Origin of the sequence: Microbacterium sp. NPDC096154, assembly GCF_040302945.1 — a bacterium.
Classification (GTDB): Bacteria; Actinomycetota; Actinomycetes; order Actinomycetales; family Microbacteriaceae; genus Microbacterium.
In genome coordinates this window covers 309,074-332,785 of the sequence record NZ_JBEOSM010000002.1, presented here as the reverse complement: position 1 = coordinate 332,785, position 23,712 = coordinate 309,074, and the positions used below count along the sequence as shown (strand labels likewise).

Genomic DNA, 23,712 nt, shown 5'->3' with positions numbered 1-23,712 from the left:
GGGTAGGCGAGCGAGCGGCGATCCACGAGGCGCTGGCCGTGCTCGTCGAGCCGAGGATGGACGCCCCCGCATGACAGGACCGCAGGGTGCGGAGGCGATGGAGGATCTGACCTTGAGCGACGAGGCGCATCCGCACACCAAGAGGACGCGCCGGTCGTGGACCCGTCGCTACGCGGGGCGTCTCGTGTTCACGGATGTGCTGGTCGTGGCGGGGACCCTCCTGGCCTACGCGTATCTGGCGCCCTTCAGCCTCTCCCAGCGGGTCGACTGGCCGCACGGGCCGGGCCTTCCGTACGGCGTCGTGCTGCTGATCCTGGGCCTGCTGTGGCTCATCGGCCTGGACGCTGCCGACAGCCGCGACGACCACATCGTCGGCCACGGCATCATCGAGTACCGCCGCATCGTGAACGCGACGCTGATCGTGTTCTGCCTGGTCATCGCCGTCGCGTTCCTGCTGCGCATCGACCTGGCGCGCTCGCTGTTCCTCTTCGCTGCGCCGCTCGGCATGCTGCTGCTGCTGTTCTCGCGCTGGCTGTGGCGCCAGTGGCTGCGCAGCCGGCAGCGGCGCGCGGAGTACGTGCACAACGTCGTGGTGCTCGGCGAGCGCACCAACGCGCTGCACATCGCCCGGATGATCCGCTCCACCCCCGACACGGGCCTCAACATCATCGGAGCCATCACCAAGCGCGGGCGGCAGGAGCCGATCGACAGTGACATCCCCGTGGTGGGCTCGTACGACGATGCGCTGAACGCCGTGGAGCGGGTGGGTGCCGACACGGTGATCTTCGCCGGCGCCGACAACATCGATCCGCGCGCCCTGCGACAGCTCGGCTGGGAGATGGGCGATCGCGACATCGGCTGGATCGTGGCGCCCGCCACGACGGATGTCGCCGGTCCCCGCATCCACGCGCGGCCCGTCGCGGGTCTGCCGCTCGTGCACATCGACTTCCCCCGCCTCGAGGGCGCCAAGCGCTTCCTGAAGCGCTCGTTCGACATCGTGGGGTCGTCGCTGATCATCCTGGTGGCGTCGCCCGTGCTGCTCGCGGTGATGATCGCGATCAAGCTCGACGGTCCGGGTCCGCTGTTCTACACGCAGGAGCGCATCGGCCGGAAGGGCATGCCCTTCCGCATGATCAAGTTCCGCTCGATGGTCGCCGACGCGGACGACCAGCTCGCGAGCCTGCTCGACGTGCAGGGCACGAGCACGCAGCCGCTGTTCAAGGTCACCAACGACCCGCGCATCACGCGTGTGGGTCGGTTCCTGCGCAAGCATTCGCTGGACGAGCTGCCGCAGCTGTTCAACGTGCTGATGGGCGACATGAGCCTGGTGGGCCCGAGGCCGCAGCGCGCGGCCGAGGTGGCGCTCTACGACGAGGCCGCGCACCGGCGGCTCCTGGTGAAGCCGGGCATGAGCGGCCTGTGGCAGGTGAGCGGCCGCTCGTCGCTGTCGTGGGAGGACGCGATCCGGCTCGACCTCTATTACGTGGAGAACTGGTCGTTCACGCAGGACATCGTCATCCTGTTCCGCACCGTGAAGGCCGTCGTGGCGCCGGGCGAGTCCGCCCACTGACCCCTCGCCCACTGACCCCGCGCACTGACCGGCGCGCACCGAGCCCGCGCCCGCCGGCGTTTCGCCCTCCACGCGGAGGTGCCCGGGCAGCCCGTGGTGAGCGGCGCTGCGCGACATGCCGAAGGGCATCCGGCCCTTTGTCACAATGGCCGGGATGCGTCCGATCCGCGGACGCGCACAACCCTTTGGGAGGGGAATCATGGGTTTCGACGACCTCGTGAACCAGGGCAAGGAGCTCTTCGAGCAGAACAAGGACAAGCTGCAGGATGCCCTGCAGAGCGCGGAGGCCGAGGGCGTGAGCGACTCGGTGCTCGACAAGGTCACCGACTTCGCCAAGAGCGTTCTGCCGGACGACCTCGACGGGCAGATCGACCAGGTGCGCGACAACGTCGACGGCGCCGTCGGCAACGAGTAGGCGCACGCCTTCGCGAGGCCCTCGCCCCCGCCCGGGGTGGGGGCCTCGCCGCGTCGGACGTCACCGTGCGTGCCGAGCGTCCAGCCGATCACAAGGTAACGAACAGGTAACGCCCATGGGCCGTGCACCGGGCTCCCATGCCCTGGGAGGTATCCGTTCAGGCCGGCAGGTCACGGTGGAGGGTCTGCGCCTGTCGCGGCCGTCACCCGAAGGCGGCTGCGGTGAAGCGGGTGCGGGCATACCCGAACGAAACGCAAGGTATGTCGCAGAACCAGAACGATCGTCCCCTTCTCACCCCGTTCCCCCGCGCCAACCACCTGACGCTCGTGCGTCGCGAGCGCGCCCTGCGCCGCCACCGCCGCCTGATCGGCATCGCCGCCGGCCTGGGCATCGTGGTCAGCGGTGCGGCGGCCGTGTCGGCTGCGGTTCCTCCGGCCGAGCGCACGGTCGCGGCCCCCGCCGCGGACCTCAAGGCCATCGCGGTCGCGGCCGACGACAAGCAGGCCACCGCCGTCGCCGAGGCCGCGATCGATCGTGCCGAGGCGGCTCTGTCGGACGCGCACGACGGCGTCGACACGGCACCGCTCGAAGAGCACGTGGAGCAGCTCAGCGACTACGACAGCCTGCCGCCCGTGGTCGTGCGTGGCGAGGTGCGCGAGACAGAGCAGATCACGCAGGACGTGATGGCCGAGACGGCAGCGCTCGAGCAGGCCGACGCGGAGGCCGAGGCCGCGCGCAAGGCCGAAGAGGCCCGCAAGGCCGAGGAGGCGCGCAAGGCCGAGGAGGCGCGCCGCGCCGCCGAGGCGCAGGCGGCCGCCAACACGCCCGCTGCCGCGCAGGCGACCGCGCAGGCCATGGCCGCCGAGCGCTACGACTGGGGTGCCGACCAGTTCGGCTGCCTCGTGTCGCTGTGGAACAAGGAGTCGGGGTGGAACTATCAGGCCTCCAACCCGTCGAGCGGCGCGTACGGCATCCCGCAGTCACTGCCCGGCTCGAAGATGGCCACGGTCGGCGCCGACTGGCAGACCAACGCCACGACGCAGATCGCGTGGGGCCTCGACTACATCTCGCGCGCTTACGGCACCCCGTGCGCCGCGTGGGGCCACTCGCAGGCCGTCAACTGGTACTGAGCCGACCTCACGCCGAGCAGAAGTGCCCGGGCCGGCCGCTGCGGCGGCGGTCCGGGCACTTGTGCGTGGCCGCGTAGAGTGGGTCGGCAATATTCCGTTCGCACGAGGGAGTCGAACATGCCACGTGGCGCGCTGTCTGAGCCGATCTCGGGAGCCAACGTCCTCATCACCGGCGCGGGCCGGGGGATGGGCGCGCTGTACGCCCGCCGCGCGGCCGCAGAGGGCGCGGCATCCGTGGCGCTCTGGGACGTGGACGGCGAGGCCGCCGAGTCGGTCGCCGCGGAGGTGCGGCGCGCCGGCGTGAAGGCCGAGCCCTTCGTGGTGGACGTCTCGCGGCCCGATCAGATCGTCGAGGGCGTCGCCCGGGTGCGCGAGGCGCTCGGCGCTCCGGACATCCTGGTCAACAACGCGGGCATCGTGCGGGGCGTCCCGTTCTGGGAGCACGACCCGTCGCGCGACATCGAGCTGACGATGCGGATCAACACGCTCGCGCCGATGTGGCTCACGCGCGAGGTGCTGCCCGACATGTTCGCCGACCCCTCGCGTCCGAAGCGCATCCTCAACATCGCCTCCGCGGCCGGCACGCTCGCCAACCCGAACATGAGCGTGTACGCGTCGTCGAAGTGGGCGATGATCGGCTGGAGCGAGTCGCTCCGCCTCGAGCTGGCCCGCAGCCCGCACCGCCACATCTCGGTCACGACCTTCTGCCCCAGCTACGTGAGCACCGGGATGTTCGCGGGCGCGCGCGGTCCGCTTCTCACTCCGATCATGTCGCCCGAGCAGGCCGTCGATGCTGCCTGGAACGGCATGAAGGCGGGCCAGCCGATCGTGTCGAAGCCGTGGACCGTGAAGCTCGGCATGGCGGCGCGCGGCATCCTGCCCACCCGCGCGTGGGACTGGGTGGCCGACCACGTCTTCCAGGTCTACTCGTCCATGGACCACTTCACCGGTCGGAGCGGCAAGTGATCGCCGCCGACGTTCAGGCCGCGCTGCTCGCGCAGGCGCACGGCGCCTCGGGCGACGCGCTCGAGATCCGCTCGCCCTGGACCGGCCGGGCGATCGGCTCCGTGCCGACGCACACGGTCGGCGAGCTGCACGAGCTGGAGCGGTCGGGGCGTGCCGCCCAGCGCGAGTGGGCCGCCACGCCGATCGGCCAGCGGCGCGCGATCATCCGGCGCTTCGCCAAGCTGGTGCTCGATCGCAAGCGGCTCGCGCTCGACGTCGTGCAGGCCGAGACCGGCAAGTCGCGCATCCACGCACTGGAGGAGGTGCTCGACGTCGCGCTCCTCGCCGGGCACTACGCCGGCACGGCCGCGCGGGCGCTGCGCCCGCGTCGTCGCGCGGGCGCCATCCCGCTGCTGACGGCGACGCGAGAGGTGCGCCATCCCAAAGGGCTGGTCGGCATCATCGCCCCCTGGAACTACCCGTTCACCCTCGCCGCGAGCGACGCCATCCCGGCGCTGCTGGCGGGCAACGCGGTGATCCTCAAGCCCGACTCGCAGACGCCCTACTCGGCTCTGCTCGCGGTGCAGCTGCTGCGCGAGGCCGGTCTGCCCCGCGACGTGATGCAGGTCGCGCTGGGCGCGGGCCGCACGATCGGCACGGCCCTCATCGACGCCGCCGACTTCGTCATGTTCACCGGATCGACCGCCAGCGGAACCGTGATCGCCCAGCAGTGCGCCGCGCGGCTCGTCGACTTCGCGGCGGAGCTGGGCGGCAAGAACCCGCTGATCGTGATGGAGGACGCCGACATCGAGGCCGCCGCCCGCGGCGCCGTGCGCGCGTGCTTCTCGAACGCGGGCCAGCTGTGCGTGAGCATCGAGCGCATCTACGTGCCCGAACGGGTCGCCGACGCGTTCACGGACGCCTTCGTGCGGGAGACACGGGCGCTCACGATCGGCGGCGGCGACGACTGGGGCATCGACATCGGCTCGCTGATCTCCGAGAACCAGGTGCGCGCGGTGGAGGCGCACGTCGCGGACGCGGTCGCGAAGGGCGCCCGCGTGCTGACGGGAGGCGCCGCGCGCCCCGATCTCGGCCCCTCGTTCTTCGAGCCCACGATCCTCGCCGAGGTGCCCGAGAGCGCTGTGCTGTACCGCGAGGAGACGTTCGGCCCGGTGGTGTCGATCTACCGCACGCGTGACGAGCGTGAGGCCATCGAGCGCGCCAACGACAGCGACTACGGCCTCAACGCGAGCGTGTGGACGCGCCGACGCGGTGCCGCCGAGGTCGCCGCCCAGGTGCGCACCGGCACCGTCAACGTCAACGAGGGGTACGCGGCCGCGTGGGCGTCGCACGCCGCTCCGATGGGCGGATGGAAGGCATCGGGCGTGGGCCGCCGGCATGGCCGCGAGGGCATCGAGAAGTACACGGAGGCGCAGACCATCGCGGTGCAGCGGCTGCGCCCGGTCGGCCCGTGGCCCGGCATGCGCAACGAGGTGTACGAGCGGATCATGAGCGCGGCCGCGCGGGGGCTCAACCTCTTCCGCTGAGCCGCTCCGGACCTCGCGCCCGAGGCGGCGTCAGGGGGAGTCTGGGAAGGCGCCCAACGAGGGGGCGCGAGCCGCGGGATTCCGCGGCTCGCGGCGCGACACGCCCGGGTTGCCAAGGCGTGGTCGCGGGTGGCAGAATAGACAAGTTCCACATTTCCGCGTGCGCTCCTCCGGGAGGACTGCGCGGGATCACTGCCAGGGCAGTGCACAGGCGGCGCTCGATCCGAAAGGTTCCGGGGCGCGAGGTCTGGGCCGCGGGCAGGAGAACGAAATCACACAACCACCACGCAGGGGCTTCTCTGCGCGCGTGGACTGACATGTGAACAGCTGGCCCGAAGGGTTTCCGGAGGGTACGTGCGTCCAATGCCCCAGAGGTACGACGCGTAAAGAGAGTGAGCAGACAATGGCGGGACAGAAGATCCGCATTCGCCTGAAGTCGTATGACCACGAGGTCATCGACACGTCGGCGCGCAAGATCGTCGACACGGTCACCCGTGCGGGCGCGACGGTCGTGGGCCCGGTGCCCCTTCCGACCGAGAAGAACGTGATCCCCGTGATCCGTTCGCCCCACAAGTACAAGGACAGCCGCGAGCACTTCGAGATGCGCACGCACAAGCGCCTCATCGACATCGTCGACCCGACGCCGAAGGCCGTCGACTCGCTGATGCGTCTCGACCTGCCGGCCGACGTCAACATCGAGATCAAGCTCTGAGGGCGGGTTCGACATGGCTGACATCAACAACAAGATTTCGAAGGGCCTGCTGGGCACCAAGCTCGGCATGACCCAGGTCTGGAACGAGAACGGCAAGCTCATCCCCGTCACGGTGATCGAGCTCGCGCCGAACGTGGTCACGCAGGTGCGCACGGCTGAGAAGGACGGCTACTCGGCCATCCAGATCGCCGCCGGCGCCATCGACCCGCGCAAGGTCAACAAGCCGCTCTCGGGCCACTTCGAGGCCGCGGGCGTCACGCCCCGTCGCCACCTCGCGGAGATCCGCACCGCCGACGCCGCCGAGTACTCGCTCGGTCAGGAGCTGACGGTCGACGGCACCTTCGAGGCCGGCCAGCTCGTCGACGTCGTCGGCACGAGCAAGGGTAAGGGCACCGCTGGTGTCATGAAGCGCCACAACTTCAAGGGCGTCTCGGCTTCGCACGGTGCGCACCGCAACCACCGCAAGCCCGGTTCGATCGGCGCCTCGTCGACCCCGAGCCGCGTCTTCAAGGGCATGCGCATGGCCGGCCGTATGGGCGCCGAGCGCGTGACCGTCCTCAACCTCACGGTTCACGCCGTCGACGCCGAGAAGGGTCTGCTGCTCGTCAAGGGCGCCGTCCCCGGCGCGCGCGGCCGCACCGTGTACGTCCGCAACGCTGTGAAGGGGGCCTGAGTTAGATGGCTGACTCGACTCTCGCTCTCGACGTTCTGGGCATCGACGGCAACAAGGCCGGCTCGGTCGAGCTGCCCGCCTCGGTGTTCGACGTCAAGACGAACATCCCGCTGATCCACCAGGTCGTCGTCGCGCAGCTCGCCGCGGCTCGCCAGGGCACCCACTCGACCAAGCGTCGCGGTGAGGTCTCGGGCGCCGGCCGCAAGCCCTTCAAGCAGAAGGGCACGGGTAACGCCCGTCAGGGCTCGATCCGCGCGCCGCACATGACCGGCGGTGGCATCGTCCACGGCCCGAAGCCGCGCGACTACTCGCAGCGCACCCCCAAGAAGATGATCGCCGCCGCCCTCGCGGGTGCGCTCAGCGACCGTCTGCGGGGCGACCGCATCCACGTCGTCGAGTCGTTCGGTGTGTCCGAGCCCTCGACCAAGGCTGCCGCCTCCTTCCTCGCGAAGGTGTCGCCCGCCAAGAACGTGCTCGTCGTGCTCGACCGCGAGGACGACTTCGGCTACCTGAGCGTGCGCAACCTCGGTTACGTGCACGTGCTGATGGCCGACCAGCTGAACGCCTACGACGTGCTCGTCTCGGACGACATCGTCTTCACCAAGGCCGCCATCGACGCGTTCATCGCGCAGAAGGCCGGCGCCACTGAGGAGGTCTCGGCATGACCGCCGTCCAGAAGGACCCGCGCGACGTCATCCTGGCGCCGGTCGTCTCGGAGAAGAGCTACGGGCTGATCGACGAGGGCAAGTACACGTTCATCGTGGACCCCCGCTCGAACAAGACCGAGATCAAGCTCGCGATCGAGAAGATCTTCGGCGTCAAGGTGGCTTCGGTCAACACGATCAACCGCGTCGGCAAGGCCCGTCGCACCCGCTTCGGCATCGGCAAGCGCAAGGACACCAAGCGCGCCATCGTGACGCTCAAGTCGGGCACCATCGACATCTTCACGGCAGTCGGCTGACGGTCGGGGAGGAAGAGAGAACATGGCTATTCGCAACTACAAGCCCACGACCCCCGGTCGCCGCGGCTCGTCGGTGGCTGACTTCGCCGAGATCACCCGATCGACGCCCGAGAAGTCGCTGCTGCGCCCGCTGTCCAAGACCGGTGGCCGCAACAACCAGGGCCGCATCACGACGCGTCACATCGGTGGTGGCCACAAGCGCCAGTACCGCGTGATCGACTTCCGTCGCAACGACAAGGACGGCGTCGACGCCAAGGTCGCGCACATCGAGTACGACCCCAACCGCACGGCGCGCATCGCTCTGCTCCACTACGTGGACGGCACGAAGCGCTACATCCTGGCGCCGAACAAGCTGCAGCAGGGTGACGTCGTCGAGTCGGGTCCGAACGCCGACATCAAGCCCGGCAACAACCTGCCGCTGCGCAACATCCCGACGGGTACCGTCATCCACGCCATCGAGCTCCGCCCCGGCGGCGGCGCGAAGATGGCGCGCTCGGCGGGCGCCTCGGTGCGTCTCGTCGCGAAGGACGGCCCCTACGCGCAGCTGCGTCTGCCCTCGGGCGAGGTCCGCAACGTCGACGCGCGCTGCCGCGCGACGATCGGCGAGGTCGGCAACGCCGAGCAGTCGAACATCAACTGGGGCAAGGCCGGCCGCAAGCGCTGGAAGGGCGTCCGCCCGACCGTCCGCGGTGTCGCCATGAACCCGGTCGACCACCCGCACGGTGGTGGTGAGGGCAAGACCTCCGGTGGTCGTCACCCGGTCTCGCCGTGGGGTCAGCCTGAGGGCCGCACCCGCCACGCCAACAAGGAAAGCGACAAGCTCATCGTGCGTCGCCGTAACGCCGGCAAGAAGCGCAAGTAGGAGTAAAGAAGATGCCCCGCAGTCTGAAGAAGGGCCCCTTCGTCGACGAGCACCTGCTGCGCAAGGTTGTCTCGCAGAACGAAGCCGGCACCAAGAACGTGATCAAGACCTGGTCGCGTCGTTCGATGATCATCCCCGCCATGCTGGGACACACCATCGCCGTGCACGACGGCCGCAAGCACATCCCCGTGTTCGTCACGGAGACGCTGGTCGGCCACAAGCTGGGCGAGTTCGCGCCCACCCGCACCTTCCGCGGCCACGAGAAGGACGACAAGAAGGGCCGTCGCCGCTGATCGCGGTGACGCAAGAGGAGAAGAAATGGTGGAGTCCATCGCACGCGTGCGACACATCCGCGTGACCCCTCAGAAGGCTCGTCGTGTCGTCGCGCTCATCAAGGGCAAGCAGGCCCAGGAGGCGCTCGCGATCCTGAAGTTCGCGCCGCAGTCGGCTTCGGAGCCGATCTACAAGCTTGTCGCGTCGGCCATGGCCAACGCGCAGGTGAAGGCCGACAAGGACGGCGAGTACCTGGACGAGCAGGACCTGTTCGTCAAGAACGCCTACGTGGACGAGGGCACGACGCTCAAGCGTTTCCAGCCCCGTGCACAGGGTCGCGCGTTCCAGATCAAGAAGCGCACGAGCCACATCACGGTCGTGCTCTCGACGCCGGAGGTCGCTGAGACCGCTGGCGACAGCAAGAAGAAGGCGAGCAAGTAATGGGACAGAAAGTCAGCCCCTACGGCTTCCGCCTCGGCATCACCACGGACCACGTCTCGCGCTGGTTCTCGGACTCGACGAAGCCGGGTCAGCGTTACGCCGACTACGTGGCCGAGGACATCAAGATCCGCAAGCTGCTGCAGACGAACCTCGACCGCGCCGGCGTGAGCCGGATCGAGATCGAGCGCACGCGTGACCGCGTCCGCGTCGACATTCACACGGCCCGTCCGGGCATCGTGATCGGTCGTCGTGGCGCGGAGGCCGAGCGCATCCGCGGCGAGCTCGAGAAGCTCACTGGCAAGCAGATCCAGCTGAACATCCTCGAGGTCAAGAACCCCGAGGCCGACGCTCAGCTCGTCGCCCAGGGCGTCGCCGAGCAGCTCAGCGCCCGCGTGGCCTTCCGCCGCGCGATGCGCAAGGGCCTGCAGGGTGCCCAGCGCGCCGGCGCCAAGGGCGTCCGGATCCAGGTCTCGGGCCGCCTCGGCGGCGCGGAGATGAGCCGTTCGGAGTTCTACCGCGAGGGTCGTGTGCCGCTGCACACGCTGCGCGCGAACATCGACTACGGCTTCTACGAGGCCAAGACCACCTTCGGCCGCATCGGCGTGAAGGTGTGGATCTACAAGGGCGACCTCACCAACAAGGAACTCGCGCGCGAGCAGGCCAACATGAAGCCGGCCCGTGACCGCGACCGTGGCGGCCGCCGTGGCCCGCGTCGTGACGACGCGGCTGCTCCGGCCGTGGAAGGAGCTTCGGCGTAATGCTCATCCCCCGCAAGGTCAAGTACCGCAAGCAGCACCACCCCAAGCGGGATGGTCAGGCGACGGGTGGCACCAAGGTCTCCTTCGGTGAGTTCGGCATCCAGGCGCTCACGCCCGCTTACGTGACCAACCGTCAGATCGAGTCCGCTCGTATCGCCATGACGCGTCACATCAAGCGTGGCGGAAAGGTGTGGATCAACATCTACCCCGACCGTCCGCTCACGAAGAAGCCCGCCGAGACCCGCATGGGTTCGGGTAAGGGCTCGCCGGAGTGGTGGGTCGCCAACGTCAAGCCGGGTCGCGTCCTCTTCGAGGTCGCCGGCGTCAACGAGCAGCTGGCTCGTGAGGCCCTGACCCGTGCCATTCACAAGCTGCCTCTGAAGGCACGCATCATCAAGCGCGAGGAGGGCGACGCGTAATGGCGATCGGCACCAAGGAGCTCGCCACGAGCGAGCTCGACACGTTCGAGGACCAGCGCCTCGTCGAGGAGCTGCGCAAGGCCAAGGAAGAGCTGTTCAACCTGCGCTTCCAGTCGGCCACCGGCCAGCTCGAGAGCCACGGCCGCATCCGCGCCGTCAAGCGCGACATCGCGCGGCTCTACACCGTCATCCGTGAGCGCGAGCTCGGCATCCGTGCCACGCCCGCTCCGGTCGAGGTGAAGGCCAAGAAGAGCAAGGCGAAGAAGTCGGACGAGACTTCGGCCGCCGAGGGAGAGGCTGAGTGATGGCCACCGAGAAGAAGGTCGGCGAGCACGCCGAGCACGACGTCCGTGACGTGGACGCCCGTGGCTACCGCAAGTCGGCCCGCGGCTACGTCGTGAGCGACAAGATGGACAAGACGATCGTCGTCGAGGTCGAGGACCGCGTGAAGCACCCCCTCTACGGCAAGGTCATCCGTCGCACCAAGAAGCTCAAGGCGCACGACGAGCAGAACACCGCCGGCATCGGCGACCTCGTTCTGATCAACGAGACCCGTCCGCTCAGCGCCACGAAGCGCTGGCGCCTGGTTGAGATCCTGGAGAAGGCCAAGTGATCCAGACTGAGACCCGCCTCAAGGTCGCCGACAACACCGGCGCGAAGGAGCTGCTCACCATCCGCGTGCTCGGTGGTTCGAACCGCCGTTACGCCGGCGTGGGCGACACCATCGTCGCGACGGTCAAGGACGCGATCCCGGGCGGCAACGTGAAGAAGGGCGACGTCGTCAAGGCGGTCGTCGTCCGCACCGTCAAGCAGACGCGTCGTGCTGACGGTTCGTACATCAAGTTCGACGAGAACGCCGCCGTGATCCTGAAGAACGACGGGGAGCCCCGCGGCACCCGCATCTTCGGCCCGGTCGGCCGCGAGCTTCGTGACCGCAAGTTCATGAAGATCGTCTCGCTCGCCCCGGAGGTGCTGTAACCCATGGCGAAGATCAAGAAGGGTGACCTGGTCCAGGTCATCACGGGCGCCAAGCAGGACCGCGGCGGAGACCGCGGCAAGCAGGGCAAGGTCCTCGAGGTCGTCGACGGCGGCCAGCGTGTCGTCGTCGAGGGCGTCAACTACATCACGAAGCACAACCGGATCGGTCAGACCCAGCGCGGCACCAAGACCGGTGGCATCGAGACGTACGAGGCCCCCATCCACATTTCCAACGTCGCGCTCGTCGACCCCGACACGAAGAAGCCGACCCGCGTCGGCTTCCGCGTGGAGGAGCAGGTCAAGGACGGCGTCAAGAAGACTGTTCGCGTTCGTTTCGCGAAGAAGTCGGGTAAGGACATCTGACAGTGAGCACCATTGACGCGCAGGCTGGCAAAATCCAGCCGCGCCTGAAGCAGGTCTACCGCGACCAGATCCGCCAGAAGCTGCAGGACGAGTTCGGCTACGACAACGTCATGCAGATCCCTGGCCTGGTCAAGGTCGTCGTCAACACCGGTGTCGGCGAGGCAGCTCGCGACTCCAAGGTGATCGAGGGCGCGGTCGCAGACCTCACCGCCATCACCGGTCAGAAGCCCGTCGTCACCAAGGCGAAGAAGTCGATCGCGCAGTTCAAGCTGCGTGAGGGCCAGGCCATCGGCGCGCACGTCACCCTCCGCGGTGACCGCGCCTGGGAGTTCCTGGACCGCCTGATCTCGCTGGCCCTGCCCCGCATCCGCGACTTCCGCGGCCTGTCGGGCAAGCAGTTCGACGGGAACGGCAACTACACGTTCGGTCTCCAGGAGCAGTCGGTGTTCCACGAGATCGACCAGGACAAGATCGACCGCGTGCGTGGTTTCGACATCACGGTCGTGACCACCGCGAAGACGGACGACGAGGGCCGCGCGCTTCTGCGTCACCTCGGCTTCCCCTTCCGCACGGAGGACCAGCAGGCCTGAGCTCGCTCTCAGGTCGGTCTGCGGTAAGATCGAGCGTTTGTGTTTCCGCCGCCGGCTGGGGCATGCCCCGGCCGGCGGCGGAACCGCGAAGCGACAACTGAATACGGATCAATCATCGAAGGCCGTCTGTCGTGTAACGGCAGCCGGAACCTCATGAACAAAGGACACGTCATATGACGATGACAGACCCGGTCGCAGACATGCTGACCCGTCTGCGCAACGCGAACTCGGCGCACCACGACAGCGTGTCGCTGCCGTCGAGCAAGCTGAAGACGCACATCGCGGAGATCCTCAAGCAGGAGGGCTACATCGCCGCCTGGGAGGAGACCGACGCGCGCGTCGGCAAGACCCTCACGATGACGCTCAAGTACGGCCCGAACCGCGAGCGGTCGATCGCCGGCATCAAGCGCGTCTCGAAGCCCGGCCTCCGGGTGTACGCGAAGTCGACCGAGCTGCCCCGCGTGCTCGGCGGACTCGGCGTCGCCATCCTGTCCACCTCCTCCGGTCTTCTCACCGACCGTCAGGCTGAGCAGAAGGGCGTGGGCGGAGAAGTTCTCGCCTACGTGTGGTGATCCCTCATGTCGCGTATTGGACGTCTTCCCATTGACATCCCCGCCGGCGTCACTGTGACGGTCGACGGGCAGCAGGTTGCCGTGAAGGGCCCCAAGGGCGAGCTCGCGCTCACCGTGGCGCGCCCCATCGAGGTCAAGGTCGAGGAGAACCAGGTTCTCGTCACCCGTCCGGACGACGAGCGCGAGTCGCGTTCGCTGCACGGCCTCACGCGCACCCTGATCAACAACAACATCATCGGCGTGACCCAGGGCTACACCAAGGGCCTCGAGGTCGTCGGCACCGGTTACCGCGTGGCGCAGAAGGGCTCGGCTGTCGAGTTCGCTCTGGGCTTCTCGCACCCCGTCACCGTCGAGCCGCCGGCCGGCATCACGTTCACCGTCGAGGGCAACAACAAGCTGACGGTGAGCGGCATCGACAAGCAGGCCGTCGGTGAGACCGCCGCCAACATCCGCAAGATCCGCAAGCCTGAGCCGTACAAGGGCAAGGGTGTCCGCTACGCGGGCGAGGTCGTGCGTCGCAAGGCCGGAAAGGCTGGTAAGTAATCATGGCTGTGAAGTCGAAGTCCGCAGCGCGTACGCGCCGTCACACTCGCCTTCGCAAGAAGGTCGTCGGCACCGAGGTCCGTCCTCGTCTCGTCGTGACCCGTTCGGCCCGCCACGTCTTCGTGCAGCTGGTCGACGACAGCAAGGGTCACACCGTGGCCTCTGCTTCGACGCTCGAGACCGACCTGCGCGGTCTCGAGGGTGACAAGACCGCGAAGGCCCGCAAGGTCGGCGAGCTGATCGCCGAGCGCGCGAAGGCCGCCGGTTTCACCGACGTCGTGTTCGACCGCGGTGGCAACCGCTACGCGGGTCGCGTCGCGGCGATCGCCGAGGGCGCCCGTGAAGGGGGGCTGAACCTGTGAGTGACAACAAGGAGACCGAAGTGACCACCGAGGCCCCCGAGGCCGGCGCCGAGCAGGCGCAGACCGAGCAGCGCACCGAGCGCGGTGACCGCCGCGGTGGCCGTGGCGACCGCAACCAGGGCCGTGGCGGTCGTGACCGCAACGACCGCGGTGCCGACAACCAGTTCCTCGAGCGCGTCGTCACGATCAACCGCGTGTCGAAGGTCGTGAAGGGTGGTCGTCGCTTCAGCTTCACCGCTCTCGTGGTCGTCGGCGACGGCAACGGCGTGGTCGGTGTCGGCTACGGCAAGGCCCGCGAGGTGCCCCTGGCCATCTCGAAGGGTGTCGAGGACGCGAAGCGCAACTTCTTCCGCGTGCCCCGCGCCGGTGCCACGATTCCCCACCCCGTTCAGGGTGAGGCCGCCGCTGGCGTCGTCATGCTCCGTCCGGCCTCGGCCGGTACCGGTGTTATCGCCGGTGGCCCCGTGCGCGCCGTGCTCGAGTGCGCCGGTATCCACGACGTGCTGTCGAAGTCGCTCGGTTCGTCGAACACGATCAACATCGTGCACGCGACCGTCGAGGCCCTGAAGCAGCTCGAGGAGCCCCGTGCGGTCGCCGCGCGTCGTGGCCTCGAGTTCGACCAGGTCGCGCCGGCACGTCTCGTCCGTGCGGAGGCCGAGGCGGCCGCCGCGAGCGCGAAGGCAGGTGCGTGATGGCTGCTCGTCTGAAGGTGACGCAGGTCAAGTCCAAGGTGAGCGAGAAGCAGAACCAGCGCGACACGCTGCGTTCGCTCGGTCTCAAGCGGATCGGCGACTCGGTCGTCCGTCCCGACGACGCCCAGACGCGCGGCTACGTGCGTGCGGTCGCCCACCTCGTGAATGTTGAGGAGATCGACTGATGGCTGAGAAGAAGGCCGAGAGCACCGAGGCGAAGCGCCCCGGTGTGCTGAAGGTGCACCACCTCCGTCCGGTCCCGGGCGCCAACACCGCCAAGACCCGCGTGGGTCGCGGTGAGGGCTCGAAGGGCAAGACGGCCGGTCGCGGTACGAAGGGCACGAAGGCCCGCTACAGCGTCCGCCCCGGCTTCGAGGGTGGCCAGATGCCGCTGCACATGCGCACGCCCAAGCTGCGCGGCTTCAAGAACCCGTTCCGCGTGGAGTACCAGGTCGTGAACCTGGACAAGCTCGCGGAGCTGTACCCGACCGGTGGCGACGTGACCGTCGCCGACCTGGTCGCCAAGGGTGCGGTTCGCAAGAACGAGAAGGTCAAGGTTCTCGGAAACGGCGAGATCGCCGTGGCCCTGAACGTCTCGGTCGACAAGGTCTCCGGCTCGGCTGAGCAGAAGATCGTCGCCGCCGGCGGCAGCGTCAAGTAATCCGCGTCAAGGGCCCGGGAGCGTTCGCTCCCGGGCCCTTGCGTTAGCCTGGAGGTCGGCGTCATCGGCGCTGGATCTTCATCTCTCGGGGAGGCACGTCCTTGTTCAGCGCCATCGCGCGGATCTTCCGCACGCCGGATCTGCGGCGGAAGATCGGATTCACCCTCGCGATCATCGCGATCTATCGCTTCGGTGCGCACGTGCCGGCCCCGTTCGTCAACTTCCCGAACGTCCAGGACTGCATCGACCAGACCTCGGGCACCGACGGCCTGCTGTCGCTCGTGAACCTGTTCTCGGGCGGCGCCCTGCTGCAGCTGTCGATCTTCGCGCTCGGTGTGATGCCGTACATCACCGCGACGATCATCACGCAGCTGCTGCGCGTGGTCATCCCGCACTTCGAGACCCTCTACAAGGAGGGCCAGGCGGGTCAGGCCAAGCTCACGCAGTACACGCGCTACCTGACGATCGCGCTGGCGCTGCTGCAGTCGACGACGCTGGTGACGGTGGCCCGCACGGGCCAGCTGTTCGGCGTGACGGGCGTGCAGTCCTGCAACGAGCTGCTGGTCAACCAGGCCTGGTGGGCGCAGCTGCTGATGATCATCACGATGACCGCCGGCACCGGCCTCATCATGTGGTTCGCCGAGCTGGTGACGGAGCGCGGCATCGGCAACGGCATGTCGCTGCTCATCTTCACGTCGATCGCCGCGACGTTCCCCGCCGCGATGGGCGCCATCTGGGCCGCCCGCGGCTTCGAGATCTTCCTGCTGGTGCTCGCGGTCGGCGTCGTGGTCGTCGCCCTGGTCGTGTTCGTCGAGCAGTCGCAGCGCCGCATCCCGGTGCAGTACGCCAAGCGCATGGTGGGTCGTCGCACGTACGGCGGCACCAACACCTACATCCCGATCAAGGTGAACACGGCCGGCGTCGTGCCCGTGATCTTCGCGTCGTCGCTGCTGTACATCCCCGCCCTGATCGCGCAGTTCAACACCCCGGTTGGCGAGACGCCGCCGGCGTGGGTCACGTGGATCTCGCAGTACCTGACGACGGGTGACCACCCGCTGTACATGGCGATCTACTTCCTGCTGATCATCGGCTTCACGTACTTCTACGTGGCGATCACCTTCAACCCGGTCGAGGTCGCCGACAACATGAAGAAGTACGGCGGCTTCATCCCGGGCATCCGCGCGGGCCGTCCGACGGCCGAGTACCTCGACTACGTGCTCACGCGCATCACGCTGCCCGGCTCGATCTACCTCGGTCTCATCGCCCTCATCCCGCTGATCGCGCTGGCGACCGTGGGCGCCAACCAGAACTTCCCGTTCGGCGGCGCCTCGATCCTGATCATCGTGGGTGTGGGCCTTGAGACCGTCAAGCAGATCGATGCGCAGCTGCAGCAGCGCCACTACGAAGGGCTCCTCCGATGACCTCCACTCGTCTTCTGATCGTCGGACCGCAGGGCTCGGGCAAGGGCACCCAGGGCGTGCGCATCGCGGAGGCGTTCGGCATCCCCGTCGTGTCGACCGGAGACATCTTCCGCGCCAACATCAAGGAGGGCACCGAGCTGGGCCTCCAGGTGAAGGCCATCACCGACGCCGGCGATCTCGTGTCGGATGAGCTGACCAGCGCGATCGTGCGCGACCGCCTGTCGCAGCCGGATGCGGCCGAGGGCTTCCTGCTCGACGGCTTCCCCCGCAACGTGGCGCAGGTGGCGCTGCTCGATGAGTTCCTGCAGGGCCGCGAGGAGTCGCTCGACGCCGTGATCGAGCTCGACGTGCCCCGCGAGGAGAGCCTCGCCCGCATCGCGCTGCGCGCGAAGGAGCAGGGTCGCTCGGACGACACCGAGGCCGCCATCGCGCACCGTCTCGACATCTACGAGCGCGAGACCGCGCCCATCCTGGCCGTGTACCGCACGCGCGACATCGTCGACACGATCGATGGCGTCGGCAGCCTCGACGAGATCACCGAGCGCATCTTCGCGGCGCTCGAGGCTCGCGGGCTCGTGCGCGGCGCGGCCGCCTGACGCGGGCCGACGTGATCTTCCGCAAGTCGATCTACAAGACCCCCGCGCAGCTGCGCGCGATGGTCGAGCCCGGTCTCATCACCGCGGCGGCCCTCGAGGCCGTGCGTCCGCTGATCCGGCCCGGCGCGACCACCCTGCAGCTCGACGCCGAGGCGAACCGCGTCATCACCGAGCGCGGCGCGCGGTCGAACTTCCAGCTGGTGCGTGGCTACCGGCACACGATCTGCGCGTCGGTCAACGACGCGGTCGTGCACGGCATCCCGAACGACGTGCCGCTGCAGCCGGGCGACATCGTGTCGATCGACTGTGGTGCCGAGACGCCGGACGGCTGGAACGGCGACTCGGCGATCACCGTCGTGATCCCCGATCCGGAGCGACCGGATGTCGTCGCGCAGCGCGAGGAGCTCTCCCGCGTGACCGAGGGCTCGATGTGGGCCGGCATCGCCGCGCTCGCGTCGGCCAAGCGGCTCGGCGAGGTGGGCGCCGCGATCCAGGACCACATCGAGGCCAACCCGCTGTCGTTCACGGGTGAGCCCGCGGGCATCCTGCGTGAATACGTGGGTCACGGCATCGGCCGCAAGATGCACGAGGCGCCCTCGATCTTCAACTACCGCACGTCCGACCTGGGGGCGGAGATCAAGCCCGGCCTCGCGGTGTGCATCGAGCCGATGATGACGGCCGGATCGGATGAGACGTTCGTCGAGGACGACGACTGGACGGTCTCGACGGTCGACGGATCGATGGGCTCCCACTGGGAGCACAGTGTGGCCGTGCACGACAATGGCATCTGGGTGCTGACCGCACCCGACGGCGGCGCCGCCGGCCTCGCGCCCTTCGGTGTGACGCCGACCCCGATCGCCTGAACCCCGACGGGCTGGCCGAGACGACAGCCTGACCTCCCGAGAGCCTCACCGAGACGACAGGAAGCGCACCATGGCGAACGGCAAGACGACGAACTGGGCCGCGATCTGGATCTCGGCGGGCGTGGTCGTGCTGCTGGTGGTCGTCGGCGGCCTCGTGGTGTGGATGAACAACCAGGCGTCGGCTCCGGCCTCGTCGCCCGGTTCGGCCGTGGTCGACGAGGAGACGGGTGCCATCGCGGTGGGCGAGGGCGAGAACGTGATCGACGAGTACGTCGACTTCATGTGCCCCATCTGCGGGGAGTACAACGAGCTGTACGGCGAGACGGTGCACGACCTGGTCGAGGAGGGGCGCGTCACGCTCAACCTGCACCCGATCTCGATCCTCGACCGGTACTCGCAGGGCACCGAGTACTCGACGCGATCGGCAGCCGCGGCGTACTGCGTCGCCGACGCGAACCCCGAAGCGGTGTACCCGTTCTTCCAGGAGCTGTTCGACAACCAGCCCGAGGAGGGGTCGACCGGCCTGAGCGACGACGAGCTGAGCGGGTTCGCATCGGACGCGGGTGCGCCGGATGCCGCGGAGTGCATCGCGAGCGACGAGTACCACGACTACGTGACGCAGATCACCGAGGAGACGCCGGTGCAGCCGGGTGCCCAGGGGATCGGCACGCCGACCGTGCTGCTGAACGGCGAGTTCGTGTCGCTGACGGGCGACCCGCAGGCCGACATCGTCGCCCAGCTGAAGTAAGCGGCCCTGCCATAGGGGCGACACGCCGAGTTGCCGACACGCCCGGAAGCGCCTAACATAGATCTTTGGTGCTTTGCGCCTGTTTTCGGCGTGTCGTCGAGACGGGCATCGCGCACCGAAACCCACTCACCGCAGACCGACCGGCCTGCACAAGCAAAGCGAGTCTATGGCGAAAAAAGACGGTGTCATCGAGATCGAGGGCGTGATCACCGAGGCGCTGCCCAACGCGATGTTCCGCGTTGAGCTGACGAACGGGCACAAGGTCCTCGCAACGATCTCGGGCAAGATGCGGCAGAACTACATCCGCATCATCCCCGAGGACCGCGTGGTCGTGGAGCTGAGCCCCTACGACCTGACGCGCGGACGCATCGTCTACCGCTACCGCTGACCCGCGCTGCTCGGCTTCCGGTCGAGAAGTAACGGCCGTGCCCCGCTCGGGGCCGGTACGAAGACAGCGAAAGAAGAATCATGAAGGTCAACCCCAGCGTCAAGCCGATCTGCGACCACTGCAAGGTGATTCGTCGCCACGGCCGCGTCATGGTCATCTGCAAGAGCAACCCGCGCCACAAGCAGCGCCAGGGCTGATGCGAGCCCTTCGGGGCTCACATCCTGCAGCACAACTCAATATCTGAATCAGGCAGGATCAGAACCCGCGCAAGCGGGGGACACCTCGGGGCGGAGGCCCGGGCACCGATCCTGCTCCATACCTCCACAACAATCAGGAGATTCGCATGGCACGTCTTGCCGGCGTCGACATCCCGCGCGACAAGCGCGTGGTGATCGCCCTCACGTACATCTACGGCGTTGGACGCACTCGCTCGAACGAGATCCTCGCCGCCACTGGCATCAGCCCCGAGATCCGCGTCAAGGACCTGAACGACGACCAGCTCGTCGCGCTCCGTGACTACATCGAGGGCAACTACAAGGTCGAGGGTGATCTGCGCCGCGAGGTCGCCGCCGACATCCGTCGCAAGGTCGAGATCGGCTCGTACGAGGGTCTCCGCCACCGCCGCGGCCTGCCGGTCCGCGGTCAGCGCACCAAGACCAACGCGCGTACGCGCAAGGGTCCCAAGCGCACCGTCGCCGGTAAGAAGAAGGCCCGCTAAGCGCGGAAGGTTTAGGAGAACACCATGGCTGCACCCAAGACCAGTGCCGCGCGCAAGCCGCGCCGCAAGGAGAAGAAGAACATCGCCGTGGGCCAGGCCCACATCAAGTCGACGTTCAACAACACGATCGTGTCGATCACCGACCCGACCGGCGCCGTCATCAGCTGGACCTCGGCTGGTGGCGTGGGCTTCAAGGGCTCGCGCAAGTCGACGCCGTACGCCGCCGGTATGGCCGCCGAGTCGGCCGCCCGCCAGGCGCAGGAGCACGGCGTCAAGAAGGTCGACGTGTTCGTGAAGGGCCCGGGCTCGGGCCGCGAGACCGCGATCCGCTCGCTGCAGGCCGCTGGCCTCGAGGTCGGTTCGATCCAGGACGTGACGCCGCAGGCGCACAACGGCTGCCGCCCGCCCAAGCGCCGCCGCGTCTGACGTGATCCCCGCCGGGGTGCACGGCCTCGAGCCTGCGCCCCGGCGTCTCGTCGTCCCACGGCCGCGCGCCCCTCAGGGGGATCGTCCCTCGCAGGATGATGTGCGTCCGTCCGAGAACAACTCAAGACCTCATCCACGCAAGTGTCATATAGCGGGCACTTGATCGAAAGGAACACACAGTGCTCATTGCACAGCGTCCCACCCTCACCGAGGAGAAGATCTCGGAGTTCCGCAGCCGGTTCGTCGTCGAGCCCCTCGAGCCCGGCTTCGGCTACACCATCGGGAACGCGCTGCGTCGCAGCCTGCTCTCGTCGATCCCCGGCGCGGCGGTGACCAGCATCCGCATCGACGGCGTGCTGCACGAGTTCAGCACCATCCCCGGTGTGAAGGAGGATGTCACCGAGATCATCCTCAACATCAAGCAGCTCGTGGTGTCGAGCGAGCGCGACGAGCCCATCACCGCGTACCTGCGCAAGACGGGCGCCGGCGAGGTCACGGCCGCCGACATCTCGGCTCCGGCCGGTGTCGAGGTGCACAACCCCGAGCTGGTCATCGCGACGCTCAACGACACCGCCAAGTTCGAGCTCGAGCTCACGATCGAGCGTGGCCGCGGCTACGTGTCGGCCGTGCAGAACCGCAACGAGTACGCCGAGGCCGGCCAGATCCCGGTCGACTCGATCTACTCGCCGGTGCTCAAGGTCAGCTACCGCGTCGAGGCGACTCGTGCCGGTGAGCGCACCGACTTCGACAAGCTCGTGCTGGACGTCGAGACCAAGCCGTCGATCGCCCCGCGCGACGCCGTGGCTTCGGCCGGCCGCACGCTGGTCGAGCTGTTCGGCCTGGCCCGCGAGCTGAACGTCGAGGCCGAGGGCATCGAGATCGGCCCCGCGCCGGTCGAGACCGTGCTCTCGAACGAGCTGTCGATGCCGATCGAGGACCTCGACCTGTCGGTCCGCTCGTACAACTGCCTCAAGCGCGAGGGAATCAACACGGTCAGCGAGCTCGTCGCCCTCTCGGAGACGCAGCTCATGAACATCCGCAACTTCGGACAGAAGTCGGTGGACGAGGTGCGCGACAAGCTCACCTCGCTCGGCCTGTCGCTGAAGGACTCGGTGCCCGGCTTCGAGGGCAGCGGCTTCTACGGCGGCTACGACGACGAGTCGATCTGATCCGTTTCGACTTCTGACTTCCGCCCGGCGGCTGTCAGGTCAACAGCTTTCTGACACTGGAGTAACAACAACATGCCTAAGCCCACGAAGGGTCCCCGCCTCGGAGGCGGCCCCGCCCACGAGCGTCTGCTTCTCGCGAACCTCGCGGCGGCCCTGTTCACCCACAAGTCGATCAAGACGACCGAGACCAAGGCCAAGCGCCTGCGTCCGCTCGCCGAGCGCCTGATCACGAAGGCGAAGCGCGGCGACCTGCACGCGCGCCGCAGCGTGCTCTCGGTGATCGGTGACAAGGATGTCGTGCACACCCTGTTCGCCGAGATCGCGCCGCTGGTGGCCGACCGCGAGGGTGGCTACACCCGCATCACCAAGGTCGGCAACCGCAAGGGCGACAACGCGCCCATGGCCGTGATCGAGCTCGTCCTCGAGCCCGTCACCCCGAAGGCCAAGAAGGCCGCTCCGGCCGCCGAGACGGCTCCGGTCGTCGAGGAGGCCCCGGCCGAGGAGGCTCCCGCCGAGGAGACCGCCGCCGAGGAGACCCCCGCTGAGGAGACCCCGGCCGAGGCGACCGAGGCTCCGGCCGAGGAGGCCACGGAGGCCGAGGAGAAGTAATTCCCCTCACCACTCGCACGAAGGGCCCCGCCGTACGGCGGGGCCCTTCGTCGTTCCCGGGCGCTTACGCTGGATAGGTGCCCGCCACTGACGACAACACCCCGCAGCCCCGCATGAACGTCGAGTCGTTCAACCTCGATCATCGCGCCGTGAAGGCGCCGTACCTGCGTGTCGCCGACCGCAAGGTGCTGCCGCACGGCGACGTGATCGTGAAGTACGACGTGCGGTTCGCGCAGCCGAACGTCGGGCACCTGCCGATGCCGGCCATCCACTCGCTCGAGCACCTGTTCGCCGAGAAGTCGCGCAACCACTCCGACCGTGTCATCGACTTCTCGCCGATGGGCTGCCAGACGGGGTTCTACCTGATCCTGCAGGGCGACCACGGCTTCGACGAGGTCGAGCAGCTCGTGGCCGCGACGCTGCAGGACATCCTGGAGGCAACCGAGGTGCCTGCCGCGAACGAGATCCAGTGCGGATGGGGCGCCAACCACACGCTGCAGGGCGCACAGGATGCCGCTCGCGCCTTCCTCGCGGAGCGCGCCGGCTGGGCGCAGGTGTTTCCCGGCGAGCTCGCCTGACGGGCGCCTGACGTGACGGGTGAGGGCATCGCGGTCATCCTGGTCGCCATGGACGAGGAGGCCGCGCCGTTCGTGGAGCGCGCCGACGAGGTGAGCCGGCCGACGCGCATCGGCGGCGCCGAGCACCGCGGCATCGTGCTGGGCGGACGGACGCACGTGCTGGTGCGCACGGGCATCGGCATGGTCAACGGCGCGCACGCGGCGGCCGGCGCGATCGCGCGCTACGGCGAGGGCGTGCACCTGGTGAGCGCCGGATCGGCCGGAGGGCTCGCGAAGGGCGTGCAGGTCGGCGACGTGGTCGTGAGCGACTCGCTCGTGAACGTCGGCGCGGATGCCCGTGCCTTCGGCTACGCACTGGGCCAGGTGCCGGGCATGCCAGTGGCGTACGACGGCGACGCGCAGCTGCGCGGGGCGCTGCTGGGCGCCCGCGGCGAGCTGACCGTGCGCGAGGGCGCGATCGGGTCGGGCGAGCGGTTCGTGACGTCGGAGCTGGCCGAGCAGCTGCGAGGCGACTTCCCGCATCTGCTCGCGGTCGACATGGAGTCGGCCGCCATCGCGCAGGTGGCCCACAACCACGGCACCCGTTTCGTGTCGGTGCGCGCGGTCTCCGATCTGTGCGCGCCCGACGGCACCGAGTTCCTCACGCACATCGACGACGCAGCCGACCGCTCGGCGCAGCTCGTGGTGCGGGCCCTGTCGGCTCTCTGAGCCGCGGCGACGCCGCATAGG

The 23,712-nt window shown here is 68.4% G+C and carries 37 protein-coding genes; all 37 read left to right on the top strand.

Annotated elements, in window-relative coordinates:
* The first annotated feature begins 70 nt into the window (after window positions 1-70).
* The gene (locus tag ABTW64_RS04120; RefSeq protein ID WP_350619461.1) at window positions 71-1,570 is read left to right on the top strand and encodes a sugar transferase; all 1,500 of its coding nucleotides are present in this window, start codon (window positions 71-73) and stop codon (window positions 1,568-1,570) included.
* A gap of 199 nt (window positions 1,571-1,769) precedes the next feature.
* Window positions 1,770-1,985: an Rv0909 family putative TA system antitoxin gene (locus ABTW64_RS04115; protein ID WP_350619459.1), complete on the top strand. Its 216-nt coding sequence runs from the start codon at window positions 1,770-1,772 to the stop codon at window positions 1,983-1,985.
* Window positions 1,986-2,245: 260 nt separating this feature from the next.
* Window positions 2,246-3,115 carry an aggregation-promoting factor C-terminal-like domain-containing protein gene (locus ABTW64_RS04110; RefSeq protein WP_350619457.1) on the top strand — a complete coding sequence of 290 codons (870 nt, stop codon included), beginning with the start codon at window positions 2,246-2,248 and terminating at the stop codon, window positions 3,113-3,115.
* A gap of 117 nt (window positions 3,116-3,232) precedes the next feature.
* Window positions 3,233-4,081 carry an SDR family NAD(P)-dependent oxidoreductase gene (locus ABTW64_RS04105; protein ID WP_350619455.1) on the top strand — a complete coding sequence of 283 codons (849 nt, stop codon included), beginning with the start codon at window positions 3,233-3,235 and terminating at the stop codon, window positions 4,079-4,081.
* Window positions 4,078-5,607 carry a succinic semialdehyde dehydrogenase gene (locus ABTW64_RS04100; protein ID WP_350619453.1) on the top strand — a complete coding sequence of 510 codons (1,530 nt, stop codon included), beginning with the start codon at window positions 4,078-4,080 and terminating at the stop codon, window positions 5,605-5,607. Before ABTW64_RS04105 ends, ABTW64_RS04100 begins: the two co-directional genes overlap by 4 nt.
* A gap of 403 nt (window positions 5,608-6,010) precedes the next feature.
* Window positions 6,011-6,319, top strand: a complete 309-nt coding sequence (rpsJ, locus tag ABTW64_RS04095) for a 30S ribosomal protein S10 (protein ID WP_350619451.1) — start codon at window positions 6,011-6,013, stop codon at window positions 6,317-6,319.
* 13 nt (window positions 6,320-6,332) lie between these two features.
* Window positions 6,333-6,992, top strand: a complete 660-nt coding sequence (rplC, locus tag ABTW64_RS04090; protein ID WP_134745971.1) for a 50S ribosomal protein L3 — start codon at window positions 6,333-6,335, stop codon at window positions 6,990-6,992.
* A 5-nt stretch (window positions 6,993-6,997) separates the two neighbouring features.
* On the top strand, window positions 6,998-7,657 hold the full coding sequence (rplD, locus tag ABTW64_RS04085) for a 50S ribosomal protein L4 (RefSeq protein WP_350619448.1): 660 nt from the start codon (window positions 6,998-7,000) through the stop codon (window positions 7,655-7,657).
* Entirely contained in the window at window positions 7,654-7,953 is a 300-nt protein-coding gene (gene rplW / locus ABTW64_RS04080) for a 50S ribosomal protein L23 (protein WP_350619446.1), read from the top strand. The genes rplD and rplW overlap by 4 nt, the downstream gene beginning before the upstream one ends.
* 22 nt (window positions 7,954-7,975) lie before the next feature.
* Window positions 7,976-8,815, top strand: coding sequence for a 50S ribosomal protein L2 (rplB, locus tag ABTW64_RS04075; protein WP_350619444.1), 840 nt, complete (start codon window positions 7,976-7,978; stop codon window positions 8,813-8,815).
* 11 nt (window positions 8,816-8,826) lie between these two features.
* Window positions 8,827-9,108 carry a 30S ribosomal protein S19 gene (gene rpsS / locus ABTW64_RS04070; protein WP_055992152.1) on the top strand — a complete coding sequence of 94 codons (282 nt, stop codon included), beginning with the start codon at window positions 8,827-8,829 and terminating at the stop codon, window positions 9,106-9,108.
* A 25-nt stretch (window positions 9,109-9,133) separates the two neighbouring features.
* Complete coding sequence (rplV, locus tag ABTW64_RS04065; protein ID WP_350619442.1) at window positions 9,134-9,529, top strand: 50S ribosomal protein L22; 396 nt, start codon at window positions 9,134-9,136, stop codon at window positions 9,527-9,529.
* A complete protein-coding gene (gene rpsC, locus ABTW64_RS04060) occupies window positions 9,529-10,287 on the top strand; it encodes a 30S ribosomal protein S3 (protein WP_350619440.1) in 759 nt (252 codons plus the stop codon). Before rplV ends, rpsC begins: the two co-directional genes overlap by 1 nt.
* Window positions 10,287-10,706, top strand: a complete 420-nt coding sequence (gene rplP / locus ABTW64_RS04055; protein ID WP_067354305.1) for a 50S ribosomal protein L16 — start codon at window positions 10,287-10,289, stop codon at window positions 10,704-10,706. The genes rpsC and rplP overlap by 1 nt, the downstream gene beginning before the upstream one ends.
* Window positions 10,706-11,011 (top strand): 50S ribosomal protein L29, encoded by a 306-nt coding sequence (gene rpmC / locus ABTW64_RS04050; protein ID WP_350619437.1) that lies wholly within the window; start codon window positions 10,706-10,708, stop codon window positions 11,009-11,011. The genes rplP and rpmC overlap by 1 nt, the downstream gene beginning before the upstream one ends.
* Window positions 11,011-11,319, top strand: a complete 309-nt coding sequence (gene rpsQ / locus ABTW64_RS04045; protein WP_350619435.1) for a 30S ribosomal protein S17 — start codon at window positions 11,011-11,013, stop codon at window positions 11,317-11,319. Before rpmC ends, rpsQ begins: the two co-directional genes overlap by 1 nt.
* Window positions 11,316-11,684: a 50S ribosomal protein L14 gene (rplN, locus tag ABTW64_RS04040; protein ID WP_350619433.1), complete on the top strand. Its 369-nt coding sequence runs from the start codon at window positions 11,316-11,318 to the stop codon at window positions 11,682-11,684. Before rpsQ ends, rplN begins: the two co-directional genes overlap by 4 nt.
* A gap of 3 nt (window positions 11,685-11,687) precedes the next feature.
* A complete protein-coding gene (gene rplX, locus ABTW64_RS04035; protein ID WP_350619431.1) occupies window positions 11,688-12,047 on the top strand; it encodes a 50S ribosomal protein L24 in 360 nt (119 codons plus the stop codon).
* A 2-nt stretch (window positions 12,048-12,049) separates the two neighbouring features.
* Window positions 12,050-12,637, top strand: a complete 588-nt coding sequence (gene rplE, locus ABTW64_RS04030) for a 50S ribosomal protein L5 (protein WP_350619429.1) — start codon at window positions 12,050-12,052, stop codon at window positions 12,635-12,637.
* A gap of 173 nt (window positions 12,638-12,810) precedes the next feature.
* Window positions 12,811-13,209, top strand: a complete 399-nt coding sequence (gene rpsH, locus ABTW64_RS04025) for a 30S ribosomal protein S8 (protein ID WP_350619427.1) — start codon at window positions 12,811-12,813, stop codon at window positions 13,207-13,209.
* Window positions 13,210-13,215: 6 nt separating this feature from the next.
* Window positions 13,216-13,752: a 50S ribosomal protein L6 gene (rplF, locus tag ABTW64_RS04020; RefSeq protein ID WP_350619425.1), complete on the top strand. Its 537-nt coding sequence runs from the start codon at window positions 13,216-13,218 to the stop codon at window positions 13,750-13,752.
* A 2-nt stretch (window positions 13,753-13,754) separates the two neighbouring features.
* A complete protein-coding gene (gene rplR / locus ABTW64_RS04015; protein WP_350619423.1) occupies window positions 13,755-14,114 on the top strand; it encodes a 50S ribosomal protein L18 in 360 nt (119 codons plus the stop codon).
* A complete protein-coding gene (gene rpsE, locus ABTW64_RS04010; protein WP_502892297.1) occupies window positions 14,111-14,806 on the top strand; it encodes a 30S ribosomal protein S5 in 696 nt (231 codons plus the stop codon). The genes rplR and rpsE overlap by 4 nt, the downstream gene beginning before the upstream one ends.
* Complete coding sequence (gene rpmD / locus ABTW64_RS04005; protein ID WP_342337646.1) at window positions 14,806-14,991, top strand: 50S ribosomal protein L30; 186 nt, start codon at window positions 14,806-14,808, stop codon at window positions 14,989-14,991. Before rpsE ends, rpmD begins: the two co-directional genes overlap by 1 nt.
* Window positions 14,991-15,467 carry a 50S ribosomal protein L15 gene (gene rplO / locus ABTW64_RS04000; protein ID WP_350619418.1) on the top strand — a complete coding sequence of 159 codons (477 nt, stop codon included), beginning with the start codon at window positions 14,991-14,993 and terminating at the stop codon, window positions 15,465-15,467. Before rpmD ends, rplO begins: the two co-directional genes overlap by 1 nt.
* Window positions 15,468-15,568: 101 nt before the next feature.
* Window positions 15,569-16,888: a preprotein translocase subunit SecY gene (gene secY / locus ABTW64_RS03995; protein ID WP_350619416.1), complete on the top strand. Its 1,320-nt coding sequence runs from the start codon at window positions 15,569-15,571 to the stop codon at window positions 16,886-16,888.
* The gene (locus ABTW64_RS03990; protein WP_350619414.1) at window positions 16,885-17,484 is read left to right on the top strand and encodes an adenylate kinase; all 600 of its coding nucleotides are present in this window, start codon (window positions 16,885-16,887) and stop codon (window positions 17,482-17,484) included. Before secY ends, ABTW64_RS03990 begins: the two co-directional genes overlap by 4 nt.
* 11 nt (window positions 17,485-17,495) lie before the next feature.
* The gene (gene map / locus ABTW64_RS03985) at window positions 17,496-18,347 is read left to right on the top strand and encodes a type I methionyl aminopeptidase (RefSeq protein ID WP_350619412.1); all 852 of its coding nucleotides are present in this window, start codon (window positions 17,496-17,498) and stop codon (window positions 18,345-18,347) included.
* A 70-nt stretch (window positions 18,348-18,417) separates the two neighbouring features.
* Window positions 18,418-19,095, top strand: a complete 678-nt coding sequence (locus ABTW64_RS03980) for a DsbA family protein (protein WP_350619410.1) — start codon at window positions 18,418-18,420, stop codon at window positions 19,093-19,095.
* Window positions 19,096-19,261: 166 nt separating this feature from the next.
* On the top strand, window positions 19,262-19,483 hold the full coding sequence (gene infA / locus ABTW64_RS03975; RefSeq protein ID WP_055992200.1) for a translation initiation factor IF-1: 222 nt from the start codon (window positions 19,262-19,264) through the stop codon (window positions 19,481-19,483).
* An 80-nt stretch (window positions 19,484-19,563) separates the two neighbouring features.
* Window positions 19,564-19,680 (top strand): 50S ribosomal protein L36, encoded by a 117-nt coding sequence (gene rpmJ / locus ABTW64_RS03970; protein WP_005050492.1) that lies wholly within the window; start codon window positions 19,564-19,566, stop codon window positions 19,678-19,680.
* A gap of 146 nt (window positions 19,681-19,826) precedes the next feature.
* Window positions 19,827-20,201, top strand: coding sequence for a 30S ribosomal protein S13 (gene rpsM / locus ABTW64_RS03965; protein WP_350619407.1), 375 nt, complete (start codon window positions 19,827-19,829; stop codon window positions 20,199-20,201).
* 24 nt (window positions 20,202-20,225) lie between these two features.
* Window positions 20,226-20,627 carry a 30S ribosomal protein S11 gene (gene rpsK, locus ABTW64_RS03960; RefSeq protein WP_350619405.1) on the top strand — a complete coding sequence of 134 codons (402 nt, stop codon included), beginning with the start codon at window positions 20,226-20,228 and terminating at the stop codon, window positions 20,625-20,627.
* A gap of 179 nt (window positions 20,628-20,806) precedes the next feature.
* Window positions 20,807-21,796, top strand: coding sequence for a DNA-directed RNA polymerase subunit alpha (locus ABTW64_RS03955; RefSeq protein WP_350619403.1), 990 nt, complete (start codon window positions 20,807-20,809; stop codon window positions 21,794-21,796).
* Window positions 21,797-21,868: 72 nt separating this feature from the next.
* Window positions 21,869-22,405: a 50S ribosomal protein L17 gene (gene rplQ / locus ABTW64_RS03950; protein ID WP_350619401.1), complete on the top strand. Its 537-nt coding sequence runs from the start codon at window positions 21,869-21,871 to the stop codon at window positions 22,403-22,405.
* A 113-nt stretch (window positions 22,406-22,518) separates the two neighbouring features.
* Window positions 22,519-22,983, top strand: a complete 465-nt coding sequence (locus ABTW64_RS03945; protein WP_350619725.1) for an S-ribosylhomocysteine lyase — start codon at window positions 22,519-22,521, stop codon at window positions 22,981-22,983.
* Between the two features lie 12 nt (window positions 22,984-22,995).
* Window positions 22,996-23,691 (top strand): 5'-methylthioadenosine/S-adenosylhomocysteine nucleosidase, encoded by a 696-nt coding sequence (gene mtnN, locus ABTW64_RS03940; RefSeq protein ID WP_350619399.1) that lies wholly within the window; start codon window positions 22,996-22,998, stop codon window positions 23,689-23,691.
* The last annotated feature ends 21 nt before the right edge of the window (window positions 23,692-23,712 follow it).